The sequence below is a fragment of the Pseudactinotalea suaedae genome, from assembly GCF_009733815.1.
Lineage (GTDB): Bacteria > Actinomycetota > Actinomycetes > Actinomycetales > Beutenbergiaceae > Pseudactinotalea > Pseudactinotalea suaedae.
Window position 1 is genome coordinate 1 of record NZ_WNXY01000002.1, and the last position, 17,507, is coordinate 17,507.

At 67.3% G+C, this 17,507-nt stretch carries 13 protein-coding genes, 1 tRNA gene and 2 pseudogenes; 12 read left to right on the top strand and 4 right to left on the bottom strand.

Features of this window, described 5'->3' with window-relative positions; genetic code table 11:
• Positions 1 to 132: pseudogene (locus tag GPA04_RS03430) on the top strand (IS481 family transposase); the annotation flags it as partial.
• Positions 133 to 432: 300 nt separating this feature from the next.
• On the opposite strand, the gene GPA04_RS03435 reads toward GPA04_RS03430, so the two are convergent.
• Positions 433 to 795 carry a helix-turn-helix domain-containing protein gene (locus GPA04_RS03435; protein WP_156222448.1) on the bottom strand — a complete coding sequence of 121 codons (363 nt, stop codon included), beginning with the start codon at positions 793 to 795 and terminating at the stop codon, positions 433 to 435.
• A gap of 311 nt (positions 796 to 1,106) precedes the next feature.
• Between GPA04_RS03435 and GPA04_RS03440 the strand changes: the two genes are divergently transcribed.
• The 3 genes from GPA04_RS03440 to GPA04_RS03450 are packed head-to-tail and all read left to right on the top strand — an operon-like array spanning position 1,107 to position 5,337.
• On the top strand, positions 1,107 to 2,117 hold the full coding sequence (locus GPA04_RS03440) for a nucleotidyltransferase domain-containing protein (RefSeq protein WP_156222450.1): 1,011 nt from the start codon (positions 1,107 to 1,109) through the stop codon (positions 2,115 to 2,117).
• Entirely contained in the window at positions 2,114 to 3,580 is a 1,467-nt protein-coding gene (locus GPA04_RS03445; RefSeq protein WP_156222452.1) for a ThiF family adenylyltransferase, read from the top strand. The genes GPA04_RS03440 and GPA04_RS03445 overlap by 4 nt, the downstream gene beginning before the upstream one ends.
• Positions 3,577 to 5,337: an SAVED domain-containing protein gene (locus GPA04_RS03450; RefSeq protein ID WP_156222454.1), complete on the top strand. Its 1,761-nt coding sequence runs from the start codon at positions 3,577 to 3,579 to the stop codon at positions 5,335 to 5,337. The genes GPA04_RS03445 and GPA04_RS03450 overlap by 4 nt, the downstream gene beginning before the upstream one ends.
• A gap of 66 nt (positions 5,338 to 5,403) precedes the next feature.
• Here GPA04_RS03450 and GPA04_RS03455 read toward each other — a convergent pair whose 3' ends face one another.
• Together GPA04_RS03455 and GPA04_RS03460 are read right to left on the bottom strand one after the other, a co-directional pair.
• The gene (locus tag GPA04_RS03455) at positions 5,404 to 6,408 is read right to left on the bottom strand and encodes a tyrosine-type recombinase/integrase (protein ID WP_241680578.1); all 1,005 of its coding nucleotides are present in this window, start codon (positions 6,406 to 6,408) and stop codon (positions 5,404 to 5,406) included.
• 168 nt (positions 6,409 to 6,576) lie between these two features.
• On the bottom strand, positions 6,577 to 7,470 hold the full coding sequence (locus GPA04_RS03460; protein ID WP_156222458.1) for a hypothetical protein: 894 nt from the start codon (positions 7,468 to 7,470) through the stop codon (positions 6,577 to 6,579).
• Positions 7,471 to 8,578: 1,108 nt separating this feature from the next.
• On the opposite strand from GPA04_RS03460, the gene GPA04_RS03465 reads away from it, so the two are divergent.
• The 4 genes and pseudogenes from GPA04_RS03465 (at position 8,579) to GPA04_RS03480 (ending at position 11,720) form a co-directional block, all read left to right on the top strand.
• On the top strand, positions 8,579 to 8,722 hold the full coding sequence (locus tag GPA04_RS03465) for a hypothetical protein (protein WP_206674110.1): 144 nt from the start codon (positions 8,579 to 8,581) through the stop codon (positions 8,720 to 8,722).
• The gene (locus GPA04_RS03470; protein WP_156222462.1) at positions 8,719 to 9,573 is read left to right on the top strand and encodes an IS3 family transposase; all 855 of its coding nucleotides are present in this window, start codon (positions 8,719 to 8,721) and stop codon (positions 9,571 to 9,573) included. Before GPA04_RS03465 ends, GPA04_RS03470 begins: the two co-directional genes overlap by 4 nt.
• Before the next feature lie 73 nt (positions 9,574 to 9,646).
• Positions 9,647 to 10,360: pseudogene (locus GPA04_RS03475) on the top strand (integrase core domain-containing protein); the annotation flags it as partial.
• Between the two features lie 154 nt (positions 10,361 to 10,514).
• Entirely contained in the window at positions 10,515 to 11,720 is a 1,206-nt protein-coding gene (locus GPA04_RS03480; protein ID WP_156222464.1) for an integrase core domain-containing protein, read from the top strand.
• 56 nt (positions 11,721 to 11,776) lie between these two features.
• Here the strand turns inward: GPA04_RS03480 and GPA04_RS03485 are convergent.
• Positions 11,777 to 11,850: transfer RNA gene (locus tag GPA04_RS03485), tRNA-Pro, on the bottom strand.
• A 454-nt stretch (positions 11,851 to 12,304) separates the two neighbouring features.
• Here GPA04_RS03485 and GPA04_RS03490 point away from each other — a divergent pair.
• Genes GPA04_RS03490 through GPA04_RS03505 form a run of 4 tightly spaced genes read left to right on the top strand, consistent with a single transcriptional unit; the run spans position 12,305 to position 17,486 of the window.
• Positions 12,305 to 13,837 (top strand): S8/S53 family peptidase, encoded by a 1,533-nt coding sequence (locus GPA04_RS03490; protein WP_156222466.1) that lies wholly within the window; start codon positions 12,305 to 12,307, stop codon positions 13,835 to 13,837.
• Positions 13,834 to 14,418: an RNA polymerase sigma factor gene (locus GPA04_RS03495; RefSeq protein ID WP_241680580.1), complete on the top strand. Its 585-nt coding sequence runs from the start codon at positions 13,834 to 13,836 to the stop codon at positions 14,416 to 14,418. The genes GPA04_RS03490 and GPA04_RS03495 overlap by 4 nt, the downstream gene beginning before the upstream one ends.
• On the top strand, positions 14,415 to 14,900 hold the full coding sequence (locus GPA04_RS03500; protein WP_156222469.1) for a hypothetical protein: 486 nt from the start codon (positions 14,415 to 14,417) through the stop codon (positions 14,898 to 14,900). Before GPA04_RS03495 ends, GPA04_RS03500 begins: the two co-directional genes overlap by 4 nt.
• A 45-nt stretch (positions 14,901 to 14,945) precedes the next feature.
• Complete coding sequence (locus tag GPA04_RS03505) at positions 14,946 to 17,486, top strand: CHAT domain-containing protein (RefSeq protein ID WP_156222471.1); 2,541 nt, start codon at positions 14,946 to 14,948, stop codon at positions 17,484 to 17,486.
• The last annotated feature ends 21 nt before the right edge of the window (positions 17,487 to 17,507 follow it).

The window sequence follows — 17,507 nt, forward strand, 5'->3', positions numbered from 1 at the left end:
AAACGAGCCGCCGCGATCGGCACCTGGAACATCCACTACAACTACCATCGAGCCCACACCGCCGCCGGCGACCAACCCCCAGCCTCACGACTACGCACCGGCGTCACCAACGTCATGAGCCAGAACATCTAGGACGACGTGGGCGGGTTCGTGGCACATGGTGGTGCGACGGCGGGTCATCGGCTGAGCGTCGTTCTCAAGGATGACCGTGCCACTCCCGTTCGGGATCAGCGCCCCGGACAGTGCGCTTCCGTCCGCCCGTAGGAAGTGGTCGGGCGCGGCGCCATCGAGGTCGCTGAGTTGTACAACGGAGATGCCGTACTCAGATGCGAAGGCATAGGGGTCGAACGGCGCGTGGGCGTCGAGACCGATCTCAGCCCTGAGCTCCAACGCGAGGGTCTTCGCCTCGGTCTTGAATCCTCGACGCACGGGTCATCCCTGGGCCCGCGCACGTTCGATGGTCGCGCCGATCACCTGTTGCAGGTACTTGACGTCAGTCTCGCTGAGGTCTTTCCGGGCGCGCAGGAGCGGTGCAAGTTGCGCCATGAGGTCGGGTTCGCGTGAGTCGTCGTGCTGCCCCTCGTGCTCGAAGAAGTCCTCCGCCGGGAGTCGAAGCCAGGCAATGATCGTGGCGAAGCCGTCGGTGTCCGGCTTGAGGCCGTTGCCGAGCCGAGAGAGTAACGAAGGACTCACCCCTACTTCACCGGCGAGTGCTCGCCAAGAAAGCTGCCTCTCCTGACGCGCGGCGTCTAGGGCGGAGTACAGCGCGGCCGTGTTGATCGTGGTCTTGGCCATACCTCAGTGTGTCACATCTGCGACGGCACGTCGCCTCCGACACCGAGTGTGTTAGAATTGAAACGCAACATCGAGTCTGGAACATCAAGGAGGTGAGGAGCATGGCAGGCAAGAGAGGGCGCAGCGCGGTCACGGGTCGGTTCGTGAAGCAGTCCACGGTGAAGCGTCACCCGAAGACCACGACCAACGAGAGCACCGGCAAGCGCGGCAAGAAGTAGTACGCCCCCTGCCCTTCGTACTCGCCGAAGTGTCGGTGGTGTGAGGCAGGCTCAGAGAAGTCCAAGACAATCACAACAAGATCGGAGGGCCCGATGGCTCACCTCAAGCAGCAGTTCAAGGATGCGCTGAGCTCCATCGAGCCCGGCGATGACAAGGCCAACGCGCCAGAGGCACACCGGCTGGTGCGCGATGCACTCGAAGCCGACACGAAGCTCGCCGAGTACGGAGTGGACCCGGTGCTGATCGGCTCGTACAAGAGGAACGTGTCGATCAAGCGAGTCAAGGACGTTGATGTGTTCGTGCGTCTCCCCGACCTGCCGAACGATGTCACGTCGAAAGACATCCTCGACCGATTCTTCACCGTCCTGCATGCGGAGTTCGGCAGTGATGACGATGGTCACCGGCGAACCAAGCGCCAGGATCGCAGTCTGCAGGTGTCGTTCCCCGAGTACGACCTGTATGTCGACGCGGTGCCTGCCCGCCCCTACTGGGACGGTGACACGTGGGAGATCCCGCAGAAGGGCGATGAGGACGAGTGGGTGCGTACCAATCCGGAGAAGCTCACGTCGCTGTCGAGCGAAATGAACGCAGCGCATGACGGCTATTACGTTCCCACGGTGAAGCTGCTCCGTCAGACCCGACGTTCGATACTTGGCTCCGGCAAGAAGCCTGGTGGGTTCTTCATCGAGGTCGCGGCGTACCAGGCCTTCGCCTCCGGCCTGGTCTCGGGCAACGATCACGCAGAGTATTACGTCTCTGCTCTCGAAGAGGTCAGCAAGATCGTTAACGGCTACGTCACCTTCGGCATCAGGGTGAACGACCCCACGCTGCCGGGGCACACCATCAGCATTCGTGCGACAGATGATGAGCTGGAAGCAGCCAAGACTCGTTTCGCTGAGGCTGCGGAAACCGCACGCGACGCGCTCGGCGAGGAAGACGAGGGCAAGGCAGCGCTGGCGTTCCAGAAACTGCTGGGCAAAAACGGCGACGACGAGACAGTGTTCCCGATGCCGCCGGGATTCAACGAGGATGGGTCGAAGCGTGCGTCCGCCATCTCGGCTGGCGCACGGACCGTCCCGGCGGGAACGAGGACCTTCGGGTGACCCTCACCGAGTACGACGACTACGTCGCATACTCACGGCAGCACTTCGAGGAAGGGCTGATCCGAGCCGGCTTCACGGAGGATGACAACGGCTGGCGAGGGACAATCGTTCACCCTGGCGGTGCGACCGAGGTTCTCGTAACGTTGCGTTCCCGCTACCCCTTTCAGCCTCCTCGCGTGGTTCCGCTCGACTCAGATGCGGTCGCGTGGTCCTGGCACCGGGAGTTGGACGGGGCGCTGTGCTTGGTCGCCGAAGACGATCACGAGGGACTGTGGTGGACGGAAGCGCCGGCGTTCCTCGAACATGTCACCGCCTGGTTCGAACAGGCGGCAGCAGGCTGGCCAGACGATCGACCCGACCTCGACCTCGACCGCTACTTCGATCCTTCTGGGGATGAGCGACTTTATCTTTACGATGACCTGACCCGATATCCGAGCGGATTCGTTCGGTTCCGCCCGGCAGCGAACAACCTGATGCGGATCGCCGGCGGCACCAAGCCAGCGAAGTCCTCGAAACACAGCAAGGATCGCTTCGGATTCGTTGCCGACCTCGGCGATGTAGACGTGCCCCCAAGATCATGGGCCGACATCTCCGCTCTTATCAGCCCTAGCGTCGACCTCGACCGCAGAATCCGTGAACACACGATCGAGATCGTGGTGCTGATCTACAGCCGCGGCTCTCACGACGGCGCAATCACACTCGAAGTGTGGCCTACCGCCGATGGCGGCATCGCAGTCAGACGCGTGAGCTCAGGTGCCGACACTGATGCCGCCAAGGCCGCGCGCTCAGGTCTGCTCGCTCCCGAGCTTCGCGGACGTCGAGTCGCAGTTGTGGGCGTCGGAGCCCTTGGCTCGTTCATCGCGGACATGCTCGTGCGCTCTGGTGTTCAGAATGTCACCCTGCTCGATGGCGACGTCGTTATGCCCGGGAATCTTGTCCGTCACCTTGTCGGCCCTGAAGCTGTGGGGCGGTCAAAGGTTGAGGCGGTCAAGCAGCATCTGGTTGACCGCCGTGGGATTGCAGCTGCCGACATCACGGTGGTCGATCACGCACTCACCTCGGGTGACGAGGCTGTCGAGCTTCTGAGCGAGCACGATCTCGTGGTGAACGCCACCGCCGATTTCGCCACCACTGCACTCCTCCATGTCACTGCACGGGCATTGTCCAGGCGAATCGTCTCAGCGGCGATCCAGAGCGGCGGCACGAGCTATCGAATCGATGTGCTGCCACCGCTCGACGGAGCCGACCCGCTGCCGTCCTCGTCCGTCGTTGTCGATCAGCCTGAGCCTGAACTGTTCGAATCCGGCTGTGGCAGTCCAATCTCTCCGACGCCCCCTTACGCGGTGATCGAGGCGGCCGCAGCGACCGTGCGTCACGCCGTCGGCCTGCTCGTCGATCGTCCTCTCCACCCAGCGGGGGAAACGCGAGACCTGTCGATCGGCGCAATGAGGAGTCACGAATGACTCGACCATCGCCGCGTATCGATCTGCGGGTCGATGCCTATGAGACCATCGCCTTCGAGACAGCGAACCACCTTCCTCGGGAGACCGGTGGCATCCTCCTCGGCTATCAGGAGAACGGCACCATCGTGGCAACTCACGCCCTGGTTGTTGAAGGGCAAGGGGCAACGACGAACAGGTACGTTCGCGCGGACGAGCTCTTGCAGGAGTTTCTGGCTCAACGAGCTGACGATGATCCGATCGGCTACGTCGGTGAGTGGCACAGCCACCCAGCCCCATCCGGACCGAGCACGGTAGATCACGTAGCGATGCGCGCGACCGCCAAGATCAGTCCCAACCCGATCGCGCTGCTCGTCTTTGCGCCTGACGCAACCGGTGCGTTCCTCGGACTCATCGCCCGGCGCCAACGGTTCGGGAAGACCACAACGAAGGAAGCAGTCGTCTCGCTTCCTCCTTCGAGATTCCCTCCCCTCGGTCCTTTACCGGACGGTGCCGTCCGCGGCGACGGCCCAGTATTCATCTCCTACCGCCAATCAGACGGCACCGCGCAAGCCGACGCCCTCGAAGATTTGCTCAGGGCTGCCGGGCTTGTCGTGTGGAGGGACCATACCGACCTGCGACCCGGCACGACCACCGACCGCCTCGAACAGGCGCTCACCCGAGGTCTCTCGGCAGGCGTGCTCGTTGTCACCCCCGACATCGCGCACAGCGACATCGTCCGTGAACGCGAACTGCCACGGCTGCTCCAGCTCGACGCCGATCCCGAATTCAGTTTGTGCATCGCGAACACGGTCAAACGGGCAGGCGAGGAGTTGAAGTGTGACTACGATGCCCCGGATCGGCTCCTGCGACTCGCGCCAGCGCGGACCCTGGCTGACAAGAAGCAGGCGAACATGCGCCGGCCGTCTGGCGAAGTCGAGATCGTGCGCGACCTTCTGATGCACCGTATCGAGCAACGAAAGCCGATCATTCGCGCAGAAGGACGCGATTTCACAATTCGCGTGCAAAGCCGCCCCGCATCATCTGCCCTTGACGCCGACGAGGAGGACCTCCACATCCGACTTAAACCGTCGGACGACGGGCGGCTTCCTTCCCGCGCAGGGCTGGAGCTGTTCCAGAAGACTCTTCCGCTGACCAGCGATGCGGTGTACGCGGCCGGCGCAAAGAGCGTGCGCGTATCGGGCGGAGCCCACCTGTCAGTTGGGCTAGCAGTTGGCGCGGCGCTGCCTGAAACGAAGAACGGCAGGGTGGTCGTGGTTGATCCAGAGGACAATGCCTGGACATCCGCCGCGCCCGATGACGACCCGCAGACCACCGAGCTGACCATCGAGCCCACCCAGATCGAACAGGATCAAGCGGCAGAACTTAAACATCGCGTGGCGGTCTTCGTGACGTTGACCCCACATGCAGATCGGACCGCTTTCGAACAGCTTGTGAACGACTCGGCCGATGGGTTCGACGCGGCCGAGGTCATCTCACTTGGGGATACAGACCGAATCGACCCACGAGAAGCAGCTCGTCTCAGCGCGGCCATCGCACGACAAATCAAGAGACTCTCTGCCAGTCAAGGACGAGCCGAGGTACACCTCGCCCTCCACGGTCCTTACACGATGGCCGTACTCATCGGGCGCTACCTGAACACGCTGCGAACCGTCATCTATGAATGGGATGGCAACAAGAAGGATGAGCCCCGCTACAAGCCCGTGCTGGTCCTCGAACCTGGTGTGACGGGCGGACCGATCACTGATGTCTTCCCGTAAGGATCGGCACGACGAGCGTCGGTGATGTCTATACGCGATCCCTCCGCAGGCATCGTTTTCCCGCCATCATCCAGCCTTGCCAAGAGCCCGCTCGAGATGCTCAGCGGTGACGGGGTTCACGATCTCGTTGCGCTGGATGTAGTGCTGCACTGTGATCCGCGGGTCGGTGTGTCCGAGGAGTTCGGAGGCGAGGAGCGCGCCCTGGGCGACGGTGCGGCGGAAGCGGTGCGGGGTGACGTTCTCTATCCCGAACTCGTTCATCACATCGCGCAGGAGACGGCGGATGTTGTTCGTCGTATGCGGCGTACCGACCCGCGTGCTGAACAGGAGCGCGCCCGCTTCGGCGTCGCCGGTACGGAGAAGGCGTGAGCGGATCGCGTGCAGCGCGAACGACGGTAGCGCGACGCGGCGAACCGAGCGATCCGTCTTCGGATGGTCCTGCCGGTGGGTCGGCTCGCCTTTGCGGCTGACGATCGTCCCGGCGATCCGTGCCGTCGGGATCGGGCCGTCCAGGTCGAGATCCTGGAGGCGGATGGCGAGGACTTCGCCGATGCGGGCGGAGGTGCCGAGGATGACCTCGACGATCTGCCCGAGTTGCCGATCGGGCCTCGGTCCCGCCAGAATCCGCCGTGACTCCCATGCCTTGATCGCTGCTCGGATCTCCTGCACCTCGCCGATCGTGAACGCGTCCGGGATGGTCTTCTTCCGGTGTAGCCGGGAGACGTGGTCCATCGGGTTGCGGGGCAGGATTTCGTGGCGGACGGCAAGCGCGAGGGCGAGACGGAGGACGACGCGGGCGTGCTTGGCTCGGCTGTAGCTGCGTCTGGCGAGTTGCTTGAGGAAGTAGTCGCAGCGGGCGACGCCGATCTCCCGGAGTGTGAGTTCCTTGAACGCGGGGAGGACGAGGGTGCGCATGTCTCGCTCGTACAGGTTTCTGGTGGTTCGTGAGAGTCGGTCTTCGACCCTCATGTCTTCCAGCCAGTAGGTGACGAGTTCCGGGAAGGGGCTGTCAGCGCTCATGCCGTTGAATCCGGGCTGGTACAGGGAGCGTTCGGCGAGTTGCTGCTTCAACTTCCGTTCGGCGGCGGAGCGCGAGGGGCCAGGTGTGCATTCGCGTACGAGCGCCAAGCGAGGGCCCATCTACTCCTGCCAAGCAGAATCGACTAGGGCGGGGTGGTCGCGCGCTTCAAGTTCAGCGCGAGAGCGCCGCGGGGGGCCGCCTGAGGTGACCGCGCTCAGTTAGGAGGTGGTCTCGTCGCGACGTTGTTCGGAATTATCTGCGCTTCGCGAGAAATGGTGCGACCATGGGGCGCCCTCGGGCACGTTCGCGGTTGGCTCAAGCATCGACACAAGATCGTCCATGGACTCGATCCAAGGCGGCAAATCGCGCCGTGATGGGGAGTTCCCGATCTTAACTTGCATGGCGTCATGGACGCCGTCGATATAGAGCACCATTGCCGTATATCCCGCGACTATCTGCTTCTTGGTCGGAACGACGAGCCGACCAACTTCAGCTGGGTGTCCTGGCCACTCTCGAAGGAACTTCGCATCAGCACGCCCTGCCCGATGCGCATGAAGATTCCTCATCGCCTTGATCCGGAAAAGCGTTGTGCGGACAGCGTCGTCGACCTGAGGTGAAACTCCCAATGGCTTGAGTATGGATTCAAATTGGCCGATGCCTGTTCGAAGCGAGGCCGCGTCTGATCGCTGAAGCTGAAGCAGGAGCCATTGCCAACGGTCGTCGTCGTCCAGACTGAGGTACTCCCCCATCTTCACCCGTGCGCCCGCTAACGCCTCACCCAAGCTACGGCGATCCATACACTGAAGCCAAAGCAGGCACAGGTCATTAATGCAGGCTTCTAGAGCTCCCCAAAGACCCACCAGAGCGTTCGCGTGCAGTAGCGGAAACTCATTGTCTATCTCGCGCTGGAGACTCTCTGACATGTACCCCACAGAGGTCTCTTCAAACCGCTCGTTAGGGCTAACGGGCGACGAACGCATAAACGAAGCAACATGCAGACTGAAATGCGCGGATTCGGAGATCACCTCGAGCAAGTTTCGCGTCGATGTGACGTAGAGAAGGAAGTCTCGCACCGGGAGCGCAGCAACCAACTCTTCTCGGACACTAGTCATGGTTGGTACCTTCTCACGTTTGTAGCCCTGCATCGATCTGCAAGAGGCGTGGTGGCTCCGATGCAGGCGGAACGGTGGCTCCGATGCAGGCGGTACGGTGGCTCCGATGCAGGAGGAACGAACACTCCGGCAAGGCCGGTCGCGGCGGTCGGGAGGTGCGGGAGCCGCGGCGAGCACCCGGCAGGTGTCCAGCCCGGTCAGTAGTCGTAGCGACGGCGACCGGGTATCACCGATCTGCCGGAGTCCTCATGCCGAACGTCGCGACGAACCAGGCGATCCTCGCTCAGAAGCGATGACATCGTCCGCATCCCTGGCACCGGCAGCACTGCGCGTGTCGCTCAGAACATCGTCGCAGCCGACGTGTCCCTCTCCACTGAAGACCTCGCCCGCATCACGAACATCATCCCCAACGGCACCGTCGGCGACCGCGGAATGTCGTCACCCTGCCAGCGGTGCAAGCTGAGCGCGGGCAGGACAGCTGAGCGCTTCACGATTGATCGCGACAGGACTGCTCCTCGCTATCACGGTCTGCGGCTGCGGGTGGGTGTGGCTGTGGTAGCGGAGATTCTTGCTCGGCCGGTGTGACGTGCGTGTCAGCACGTCGCTGAGCGAGGTATCGTGCGTGCGCGATCTCTAGGTACATCAGCAAACCGCTGCTCTCCTGTCGCTCGTGGCGTCCTCGGGCTCGGCCCGTTTCCCGCTTTGTGTGTCTCGTCCGCATCGCGAATCGGTCCCGCCCTCTGGCTGACCCTGCACGCGCGGAGTACGTCGCAACCGGCAGCGCACTGGCCTGAATCGCAAGGGGGATCCTTGCGGATACGGCCACCTCCGGGACGTGAATTCTCGCTCTCCAAGTCGGCGGAGGATGCTGGCTCGCCTGGTGTGTCCTGGGTTCCACGGAGTGCAGATTTCTTGGATTCTGGTGCTCTTTGAGTACAGGAGGACGAGATGGGACGACGGGTTACCCGGCCGAGTTCAGGCGCCGGGTGCTGGATCTGCTCGCTTCGGGTCGTAGCGTGGCGAGCGTTGCTGCCGATCTGGGATCAGTGATCAGACGATCTACGGCTGGCGGCAGCAGGAGCGCATCGGCCGCGGCGAAGCCGTCGGGTTGAGCAGCCCGGAGAAGGCGGAGCTCGCGGCCGCCAGGCGGAAGATCGCCGAACTGGAGACCCAGCTGGCGGTGGCCACCAAGGCGGTGGAGGCACTCAAGGCCGACGCGGACCCAAAAGACGGTACGCGGCGGTCGAAATGATCGCCGCCGCGGGACTTCCGGTGCAGGTCGCCTGCCGAGTGCTCGGTGTCTCCGAGTCCGGGTACTACGAGCAGCGCTCTCGGCCGCCGTCGGAGCGGGCGGTGCGGCATGCATGGTTGACCGATCTGATCACCCAGATCCATCTCGCCTCGCATGGCCGCTACGGCGCCCGCCGGGTGCACGCCGAACTCACGATGGCCCGCGGGATCGCCGTGGGGCACCAGCAGGTCGAGCTGCTGATGCGGCGCGCCGGCTTGCAGGGACTGGCAGGCCGGCGCAAGTGGAAGCGGATCATCCCCGACCAGATCGCCACCGACCTGGTCGAACGCAACTTCACTCGGGCTGAGCCGAATCAACTCTGGGTCACCGATATCACCGAGCACCGCACCCGCGAGGGCAAGGTCTACTGCTGCGTCGTGCTGGACACCTTCTCCCGACGGGTCGTGGGGTGGTCGATCGACTCCTCACCGACCGCAGCGCTGGCGACCAACGCGCTCGGGATGGCCATCGAGACCCGGCTCGGTGGCCATCCCGCGCCGGGCACCGTGATCCACTCTGACCAGGGCGTGCAGTTCGGGTCCTGGGCCTTCACGACTCGGGCGAAGCAGGCCGGGCTGCTGCCCTCGATGGGATCGATCGGCGACTGCTACGACAACGGAATGATCGAGGCGTTCTGGTCCCGGATGCAGGTCGAGCTGCTCGATACCCAGACCTGGGACACCCGGATCGAGCTCGCGAACGCGATGTTCACCTACCTCGAGATCTGGCACAACCGGCAACGCCGCCACGGCCAGCTCGGATGGCACACGCCCCTAGAGTACGAACGCAACCGCATCATCACCGTGGCATGAGATCCACGAAATCTCGACTCCGTGGAACCCAGGACACACCAGAGCCTCCACGAAACCCGGGGCGGTTCACACCGATGTCGAGATCATCACCTGGCTCGATGACTGCACCCGATACGCCCTACACCTGTCCGCACACACCCCGATCACCACCGCCATCGTCACCGCGACCTTCCGCCAAACCGCAGCCCAGCACGGCATCCCCGCATCCACACTGACCGACAACGGCATGGTCTACACCGTCCGCCTGGCCGGCATCGGCCGCCAAGGCGGCCGCAACGGCTTCGAAGCCCAGCTACGCACCTGGGGCGTGATCCAGAAGAACTCCCGACCCAACCACCCCACCACCTGCGGCAAAGCCGAACGCTTCCAACAAACGATGAAGAAATGGCTCCGAGCCCAGCCCGACCAACCGGCGACCCTGGCCGACCTCCAAACCCTCCTAGAGCGGTTCCGACACCAGTACAACACCACCCGCCCTCACCGCTCCCTGCCTCACCGAGCCACCCCAGCAGCGCTCTATGACACCAGGCCCAAAGCCCTCCCCGGACCCAGCCGCGACACCGACACCCACGACCGCGTCCGCCACGACATCGTCGACAAGTCCGGCACCGTCACCCTGCGCGTCCATGGCCAGCTCCGCCACATCGGCATCGGCCGAACCCACGCCCGAACCCACGTCATCCTGCTCATCCAGGACCTGCAAGTCCGCGTCATCAACGCCACCACCGGCGAGATCCTCCGCGACCTCACCATCAACACCAACCGCGACTACCAACCCCGAAAATGACCAAGGCCCGAACCCACAACCGTGGGTTCGGGCCTTGCAGATGTCCTGCGACATCACAACGTCGGGCTGACAGTGTGCTGGTTCAGGACATCGGAATGGGGTGTCTCACGACATCGGCATAGCGTGTCTCAGGTCATCGGCATGAGTCTCGGGCATGTCGAAGCGTCGTCTTGTGATCACTGCCGTGCTCTCGGGTCAGTCCCAGTCGGAGGTGGCCCGCCGCTACGGGGTCTCTCAGGGCTGGATCAGCAAGCTGATGGCCCGTTACCGAACCGAAGGCGAAGCCGCGTTCCAGGCCCGGTCCCGACGACCGAAGACCAACCCGAACGCCACCGCACCACCAACCGTCGACCTCGTGCTCGACATCCGGCGCCGGCTCTCCCGAGCGGGCCTGGACGCCGGCGCTGAGACCATCGCCTGGCATCTGGAACACACCCATAGCACCACGCTGTCCCGACCCACGATCAACCGCATCCTGTCCCGCGCGGGCCTGGTCAAACCCGAACCAGCCAAGCGTCCCAAGTCCTCCTACATCCGCTTCCAAGCCGACCAGCCCAACGAGTGCTGGCAATCCGATTTCACCCACTATCGCCTGACCCGCCCCGACGGGCGAGCTGGCACCGACATGGAGATCATCGCCTGGCTCGATGACCATTCCCGCTACTTGCTGCGGGCCAGCGCTCACCAGCGCATCACCGCCAAGATCGTGCACGCCACCTTCTGCCAAGCCGGCGACCTGCACGGATACCCCGCCGGCACCCTCACCGACAACGGCATGGTCTACACCGTGCGCCTGGCCGGAGCCAAGAACCGCGGCGGCCGCACCGCACTGGAAGCCGAGCTGCACCGGCGCGGCATCACTCAGAAGAACGGCAAGCCCAACCACCCCACCACCCAGGGCAAGATCGAGCGCCTGTGGCAGACGATGAAGAAGTGGCTACGCGCCCAACCCGACCAGCCCGCCACCCTCACCGAGCTGCAGACCCTGCTCGATGCCTTCACAGACCAGTACAACAACCACCGCCCCCATCGCTCCCTGCCACACCGCGCCACCCCCGCCACCGCCTACAACAACAGGATCAAGGCCACCCCTGGCACTGCTCTGGCCACACCCAGCCACGACCGAGTGCGCACCGACCGCATCGACGCCTCCGGTGTCGTCACCCTGCGCGTCGCCGGCAAACTCCGCCACATCGGCATCGGCCGAGCCCACGCCCGAACCCACGTCAAGCTCCTGATCCACGACCTCGACGTGACCGTGATCAACGCCAGCACCGGCGAGATCCTGCGCGAGCTCACCATCGACCTCACCCGCGACTACCAACCCACCAGCAAGCCACCCAGCCCCACAAAGAACTAGCCCGAACCCACGATCCGTAGGTTCGGGCTATTCCGATGTCCTGAGACATCACAACGTCGGGCTGACAGGATTTGAACCTGCGACCCCCTGACCCCCAGTCAGGTGCGCTACCAAGCTGCGCCACAGCCCGCTGGCCCCGAAGGGCCTGGACGAGCCTACCGCAGCGGCAGAGCTGCTTCGGCCAGGGCACACCCCGTGACGGGTCTCGCGCGCGAAGGGCGCTGAGCGGCCCCCGCGGCGCTCAGCCCCTCGATCCTCACCACCTGCCCCAGCCATCCCGGACCGGGCGCCGGCGGTCCCCGCACCGCCCGTCTCAGCGGTGATGAGCGACCGAGGATGCGCTCTGATACCTCCGACGTGATCGCGGGGCGGGAGGCGATTCCCCGGAAGCGTCGGTCGGGACATCCAGAGCTGGGTCGCCGTCGCGATCCGGCGGCCCAGCCCCGGTCCCGATGTGTGAGCACCTCAGATCTGCGTGTATCAGGCACGCCCGTCCTGGGTCCTTCCGTTCGACCGACCACGCAGCCCCGGGACCCCTACGCTGAGCACCACTCCGGCCACGAGTCCCGACTACTCGGAGAGCCATGTCCGACAGCACGCCTCCTCGCCCCCGACCACGCCGCAACGCCGCTCAGCGCTTCCGGGTCCTCGACCCGGTGAACGCCGTGCGCCGCGGCAGCCGCCGGCTCTCAGCCACCGCCTACGTGGGTGATTCGCTGCTCCTGACCGGCGCCGACGGACCCGACGACGAGGCCGTCGCGGCGATCCGGTCCCTCCTCGACGGCGAGCTCGAGATCGACTGCTCGTGCCACGCGGCCCGCACCACGGCCCGCGCCCGGGGCGGCTCCGGTCTGCTCAGCACCCGCCTGACGCTGACCCGCTGCGACGACCGGCTCGGCAGCGGCGTCGACGCCTGGCAGGTGCTCCAGACCGTCCTCACCCGCCACCCCGACCTGGAAGGCCGCATCGGCCTCAACCACGTCATGGTCGCCGCGCCCTACTGGGACCCCGTGCCGTACTGGGACCCGGTCCCCTACTGGGACCCGGTCCCGTACTGGGACCCGGTGCCCTTCGGCGGCCGCCAGGCGCAGGGCCTGGGTGAGTACGGCGCCGCCGGCATCGGCGGCCGCACCCCGGTGGTCTGGCAGGCTGCGGACCCGCGCCTCCACGCGCCACAGCCCTCGCGCACCCCGGTGGTGGCGATCCTCGACACCGGGCTCGGCATCCATCCGTGGTTCCCCGACGGCGATCCCGCCGTCGAGCGGTGGGACCCGATCGTCGAGGACCTCCTCGTCGACGGCCGCGACACCGGCGTCATCGACCGCCTCACCGGCACCGTGGGTCCGCTGGCAGGCCACGGCACGTTCATCGCCGGCGTGGTCCGCCAGCGCAGTCCCCGCACGCGGCTGCTGTCGATCCCGGTGCTCGGTGCCGACGGCGTCGTCGAGGAGTACCTCGTCCACACCGCGCTGCGGCGCCTCCTCGATCGCCAGCTCGACGCCTTGGCGACCGGCGAGACCGACCAGCTCGTCGACGTCGTCTGCCTGTCCATGGGCTACCACCACGAGGAGGACTCGGCCGAGGAGGACATCGCCTCCACGTCCAGCCTCGGCCGGCTGCTGCGCGAGCTCGCCGAGGCGGGCATCGCCGTCGTCGCCGCGGCCGGCAACGGGGCGGTGGCCGACCCCTTCTACCCCGCCGCGCTCGCGCTCCCCCGCGGACGCGCCGTGCCCGACGAGGGACCTCCGCCCCTGGTCAGTGTCGGCGCCACGAACCCGGACCAGGCGAGCATCGCGCTGTTCACGAACGACGGACCCTGGGTCACCACCTACCGGCCCGGCGCGGCCATCGTCAGCACGGTCCCGACCGCGCTGCAGGGCGGACGCTCCCCCAGCGTCGTCGTCGGCGATCGCAGCACCGTCGACCGTGACGACTACTCCTCGGGGTTCGCCGTCTGGAGCGGCACCTCCTTCGCGGCCCCGGTGCTCGCTGCCGAGATCGCGACCGCCCTCACGAGGGATGACGCCTGGCTCGCCGGCGGCACCGGCCCCGAGCACACCCGCCGCGCGCTGGCCGCCGTCCTCGACCGGGCGGGGCCCGCCGAGGCCACGCCGTGACCGCGCCTGGCGCACCCGACTCCCTCGCGGTCCGCGCGGGGCGGGCCTTCGCTGCGTACCGCGCCGGCGAGAGCCACCGCATGGCGGAGGTGGTGGAGCTGCTGAACCCGTTGCTGTGGCGCATCGCCCGCAGCCAGGGCACCGATCCCGAGACGGCCGCCGACGTGGTCCAGGTCGCCTGGCTGCGGCTCGTCGAGCACGCCGACCGGGTCGCCGACCCGCAGGCGCTGCTCAAGTGGCTCATGGTGACCGTGCGCCGCGAGTGCTGGCGGCGCACCGGCCGCGACCGGCGCGAGGTGCCCAGCGATCTCGACGACGAGGCGCCGTCGCCGGACCTGTCGCCCGAGGCGCTGGCCGAGCTCGACGAGGACCAGCGCGTGCTCTGGAACCACGTCGCCCGGCTGTCGGAGCGGTGTCGCACCCTGCTGCAGGTGATCGCGTTCGCCGACCGACCCGACTACGCCTCGATCAGCGCCGCACTCGGCATGCCCGTGGGCAGCATCGGCCCCACCCGGGGGCGTTGCCTGGACGCGCTGCGCCGAGCTCTGCGATCCGACACGTCCTGGGGGGCACCGACATGACCGACGAACCGACCTTCGACCATCCGCTCGACGAGATCGACGCTGCTCTCCTCGACGAGCTCCGGACTACGCTCCAGACCGCCGACCCGATGCCCCCGGACCTCGATGAACGGGTTCAGCTCGCCCTCACCGTGCAGGCCCTGCACGCGGAGATCGCCGAGCTGCAGCGCCTGCCGGGCGAGCTCGCGGGGGTCCGCAGCCGGGACTACGAACGCGTCGACACGGTGACGTTCACGAGCGGGTCGATGTCCGCCGTCGTGACGATCACGCGCGTCGATGCCGACTCGGCCCGGGTCGACGGCTGGGTCGACGGCGACCTCGCCGAGGTGGAGCTGCGCGAACGCAGCCGGACCTCGAGCGTGACGGTCGACCCCGAGGGCCGGTTCGCGTTCGCCCGGGTCGAGCGCGGGCTCGTCCAGTTCCTGTTCCGGTTCGTCGACGTCGAGATCAGCCCCGTCATCACCCCGTCCATGGAGGTCTGAGCCGATGGCCTAGGCTGGCGCGCAACCTCAGAGGATCCGAGTGCGATGGTCGCCGAACCCGTCCCGGTGGCCGAGCTCATCGAGCGGGCCCGCGCGGCCAGCTCGATGGGACGGCCCTCCGCCGCGGAGCAGATGCTGCGCCGTGCCATCCGTGTCCTGTCGCGACCCAGGGCCACCCCCGAGGACCGGGTGCTGCGTGGGTTCGCCACCATCACGCTGGCCTCCCCCGTGTTCGAGCGGGGCGGTCTGGACCCTGCGCTCGCCCTCCTCGACGAGGCCGACGCCCTCGTCCCCGGGCGAGCGGGTGACGGCGTTCGCGCCCTCGGTCTGGTCCAGCGGGCCGGGCTGCTCGCCCGCTGTGGTCACTGGCGGGTGGCGGTCGACCTGCTGAGCACGCTCGGTCCCACGAGCGAGTGGTTGACGCCTCGCCAGCTGGCCTCCGTGCATCTCAACCGCGCCACGGCACGGCTGTACCTCGGCGACCACCGCCGTTGCATGGTCGACCTGCAGACCGCGCTCGACCTCGCCGAGACCGCGGGGGCGCCCGACCTGGAGTTCAAGGCGCGCCACAACCTCGGCTACACCCGTTTCCTCACCGGCGACGTGCCCGGCGCGCTTCACGCGATGGGCGAGGCGGACCGCATGGACGTCGGTGTCGCTCGCGCCACCGCCAAGCGCGACTACGCGCGCGTGCTCATGAACTCCGGCCTGGCCGACGAGGCCGCACCGCTGCTGCAGGAGGCCGTGGCGATCGCCACCGAGCTGCGGCTGCACCACGAGGTCGGCGAGGCGCTCGTCGACACCGCACGCCTCGAGCTGCTGCGCGGGCATCCGGACCGGGCCGCGACGGCCGCCACCCGCGCGGGTCGCCTGTTCCGGCGTCGGGGCGCCGACGGCTGGTGGGTGCAGGCGGAGATCCTGCGCGCCGAGGCCGCCCTGGCCGCGGGGCTGCGGCCCCGGGCGGCCGCGCAGCTGGCCGAGCGGTTGCAGGAGCTCCCGACCCAGTCGCGCGTCGTCCGCCGCGCCGCGCTGCTGGCCGCGACCGAGGCCAGTCTGGCCGCCGGTGACCAGGACCGAGCCACCCGGTTGCTCGCCCAGGTGCGCGGCACGGCGACCTCGCCGGCCGGTCGTCTCCAGCAGGACTGGCTGGCGGCGCGGCTCGCGCTCGCCGCGGGCCAGCGCACCCGTGCCCGGCGCCGGCTCCGCGACGCCGCTCGACGGATGGCCGAGCAGCAGGCACGGCCCGCCTCCCTCGATGCCCGCACCGCCTTCGCGCTGCACGCGGGCCGGCTCGTCACCCTCGACGTCGATATCGCCCTCGCGACCGGCTCGCCCAGCCGCGTGCTCACCGCGACCGAGCGCTGGCGCGCGGCCACCACCCGCATGCCGAGCCTGGTCCCGCACCAGGACGGCTTGCTGGACGAGCTGTTCACCCAGCTCCGGGTGCTCCGCTCACAGCTTCGCGACGGCGCCGACGCACCCGGGACCGACGCGCTGACCTGGCGCGTGCAGGAGCTCGAACGGGCGATCCGGCAGCGTGAGTGGGAGCTCGCCGACGACGACGGGAGCACCGGGCTGCTGCGACCGGTGCGGGCCGCCGAGGTCAGCGCGTTCGCCGCGCAGAGCGATACCGACGTGATCGCGCTGTTCGCGGCCGCGGGCCGGCTCGGTGCGGTGACGATCGATGCACGCGGCACGCGCCTGCACGATCTCGGCGACGCCGACCACGTCGCCGAACAGAACCGGCTGCTCCTCGCCGACGTGGCGATGGCCGGGCGCCGGTTGCCCTCCTCGCTCGCCGCCGTCGTGCGTCGTTCCCTCGCCAGGAGGCTCGACGGCGTCGCTCGGCTCATCCCGTGGCCGATGACCCGGTCGAGACTCGTCGTCGTCCGGACCAAGGTGCTGCGATCCCTGCCCTGGCGGCTGCTCCCCGGGCTGGACGAGCGACCGCTGGTCGTCGCCTTCTCGCTGACCGCGTGGGTGGCGGGTGAGCGCGACCCGGCGCAGGTCGACCGCGTCGCGGCGCTGGCCGGTCCCGGGCTGGAGCGCGGCGAGGACGAGGCGGCCGCCGTCGCCCGCGCCTGGGGCGAGCACGGCTCCGCGGTGGCGCACGCCACCGGCACCGATCTCACCGAGGCGCTCGTGAGCGCCGACGTGGTGCACGTGGCGGCGCACGGCCACCACCATGAGCAGAACGCGCTGTTCTCCTCGGTCACGATGCACGACGGCCCGCTGTTCGCCTACGAGCTGCAGCGCCGCGGCGTGCGGGCGGGGCACGTGGTGCTCTCGGCGTGCGACACCGGTCGGGCGTTGATCCGGCCCGGCGACGAGTCGATCGGCCTGACTGCGAGCATGCTGGCCTGCGGCGCCCGCAGCGTCGTGGCCGCGGTGGCTGCGGTGGACGACGGCGTCGCCGCCCGGCTGATGGGCGCCTACCACCAGCGGCTCGCGAGCGGGCTCACGTCCTCCGAGGCGCTGCACCGCGCCACCGCGGACGTCGATTCCGCCGCGGCAGCCCGCCTGTTCTCGACCTACGGCTCGGACTGGCAGATCGGCGCACGGCCCGACCGGGTCCAGGGCGGGTGAGGGCGCACCCGCAGGTGCGTC

Bases quoted from the DNA above. Each gene is read 5' to 3' on its own strand.
- GPA04_RS03500 (WP_156222469.1), top strand. From the start codon at position 14,415: ATGACCGACGAACCGACCTTCGACCATCCGCTCGACGAGATCGACGCT.
- GPA04_RS03505 (WP_156222471.1), top strand. From the start codon at position 14,946: ATGGTCGCCGAACCCGTCCCGGTGGCCGAGCTCATCGAGCGGGCCCGC.
- GPA04_RS03490 (WP_156222466.1), top strand. From the start codon at position 12,305: ATGTCCGACAGCACGCCTCCTCGCCCCCGACCACGCCGCAACGCCGCT.
- GPA04_RS03460 (WP_156222458.1), bottom strand. From the start codon at position 7,470: ATGACTAGTGTCCGAGAAGAGTTGGTTGCTGCGCTCCCGGTGCGAGAC.
- GPA04_RS03440 (WP_156222450.1), top strand. From the start codon at position 1,107: ATGGCTCACCTCAAGCAGCAGTTCAAGGATGCGCTGAGCTCCATCGAG.
- GPA04_RS03480 (WP_156222464.1), top strand. From the start codon at position 10,515: ATGTCGAAGCGTCGTCTTGTGATCACTGCCGTGCTCTCGGGTCAGTCC.
- GPA04_RS03450 (WP_156222454.1), top strand. From the start codon at position 3,577: ATGACTCGACCATCGCCGCGTATCGATCTGCGGGTCGATGCCTATGAG.
- GPA04_RS03470 (WP_156222462.1), top strand. From the start codon at position 8,719: ATGATCGCCGCCGCGGGACTTCCGGTGCAGGTCGCCTGCCGAGTGCTC.
- GPA04_RS03435 (WP_156222448.1), bottom strand. From the start codon at position 795: ATGGCCAAGACCACGATCAACACGGCCGCGCTGTACTCCGCCCTAGAC.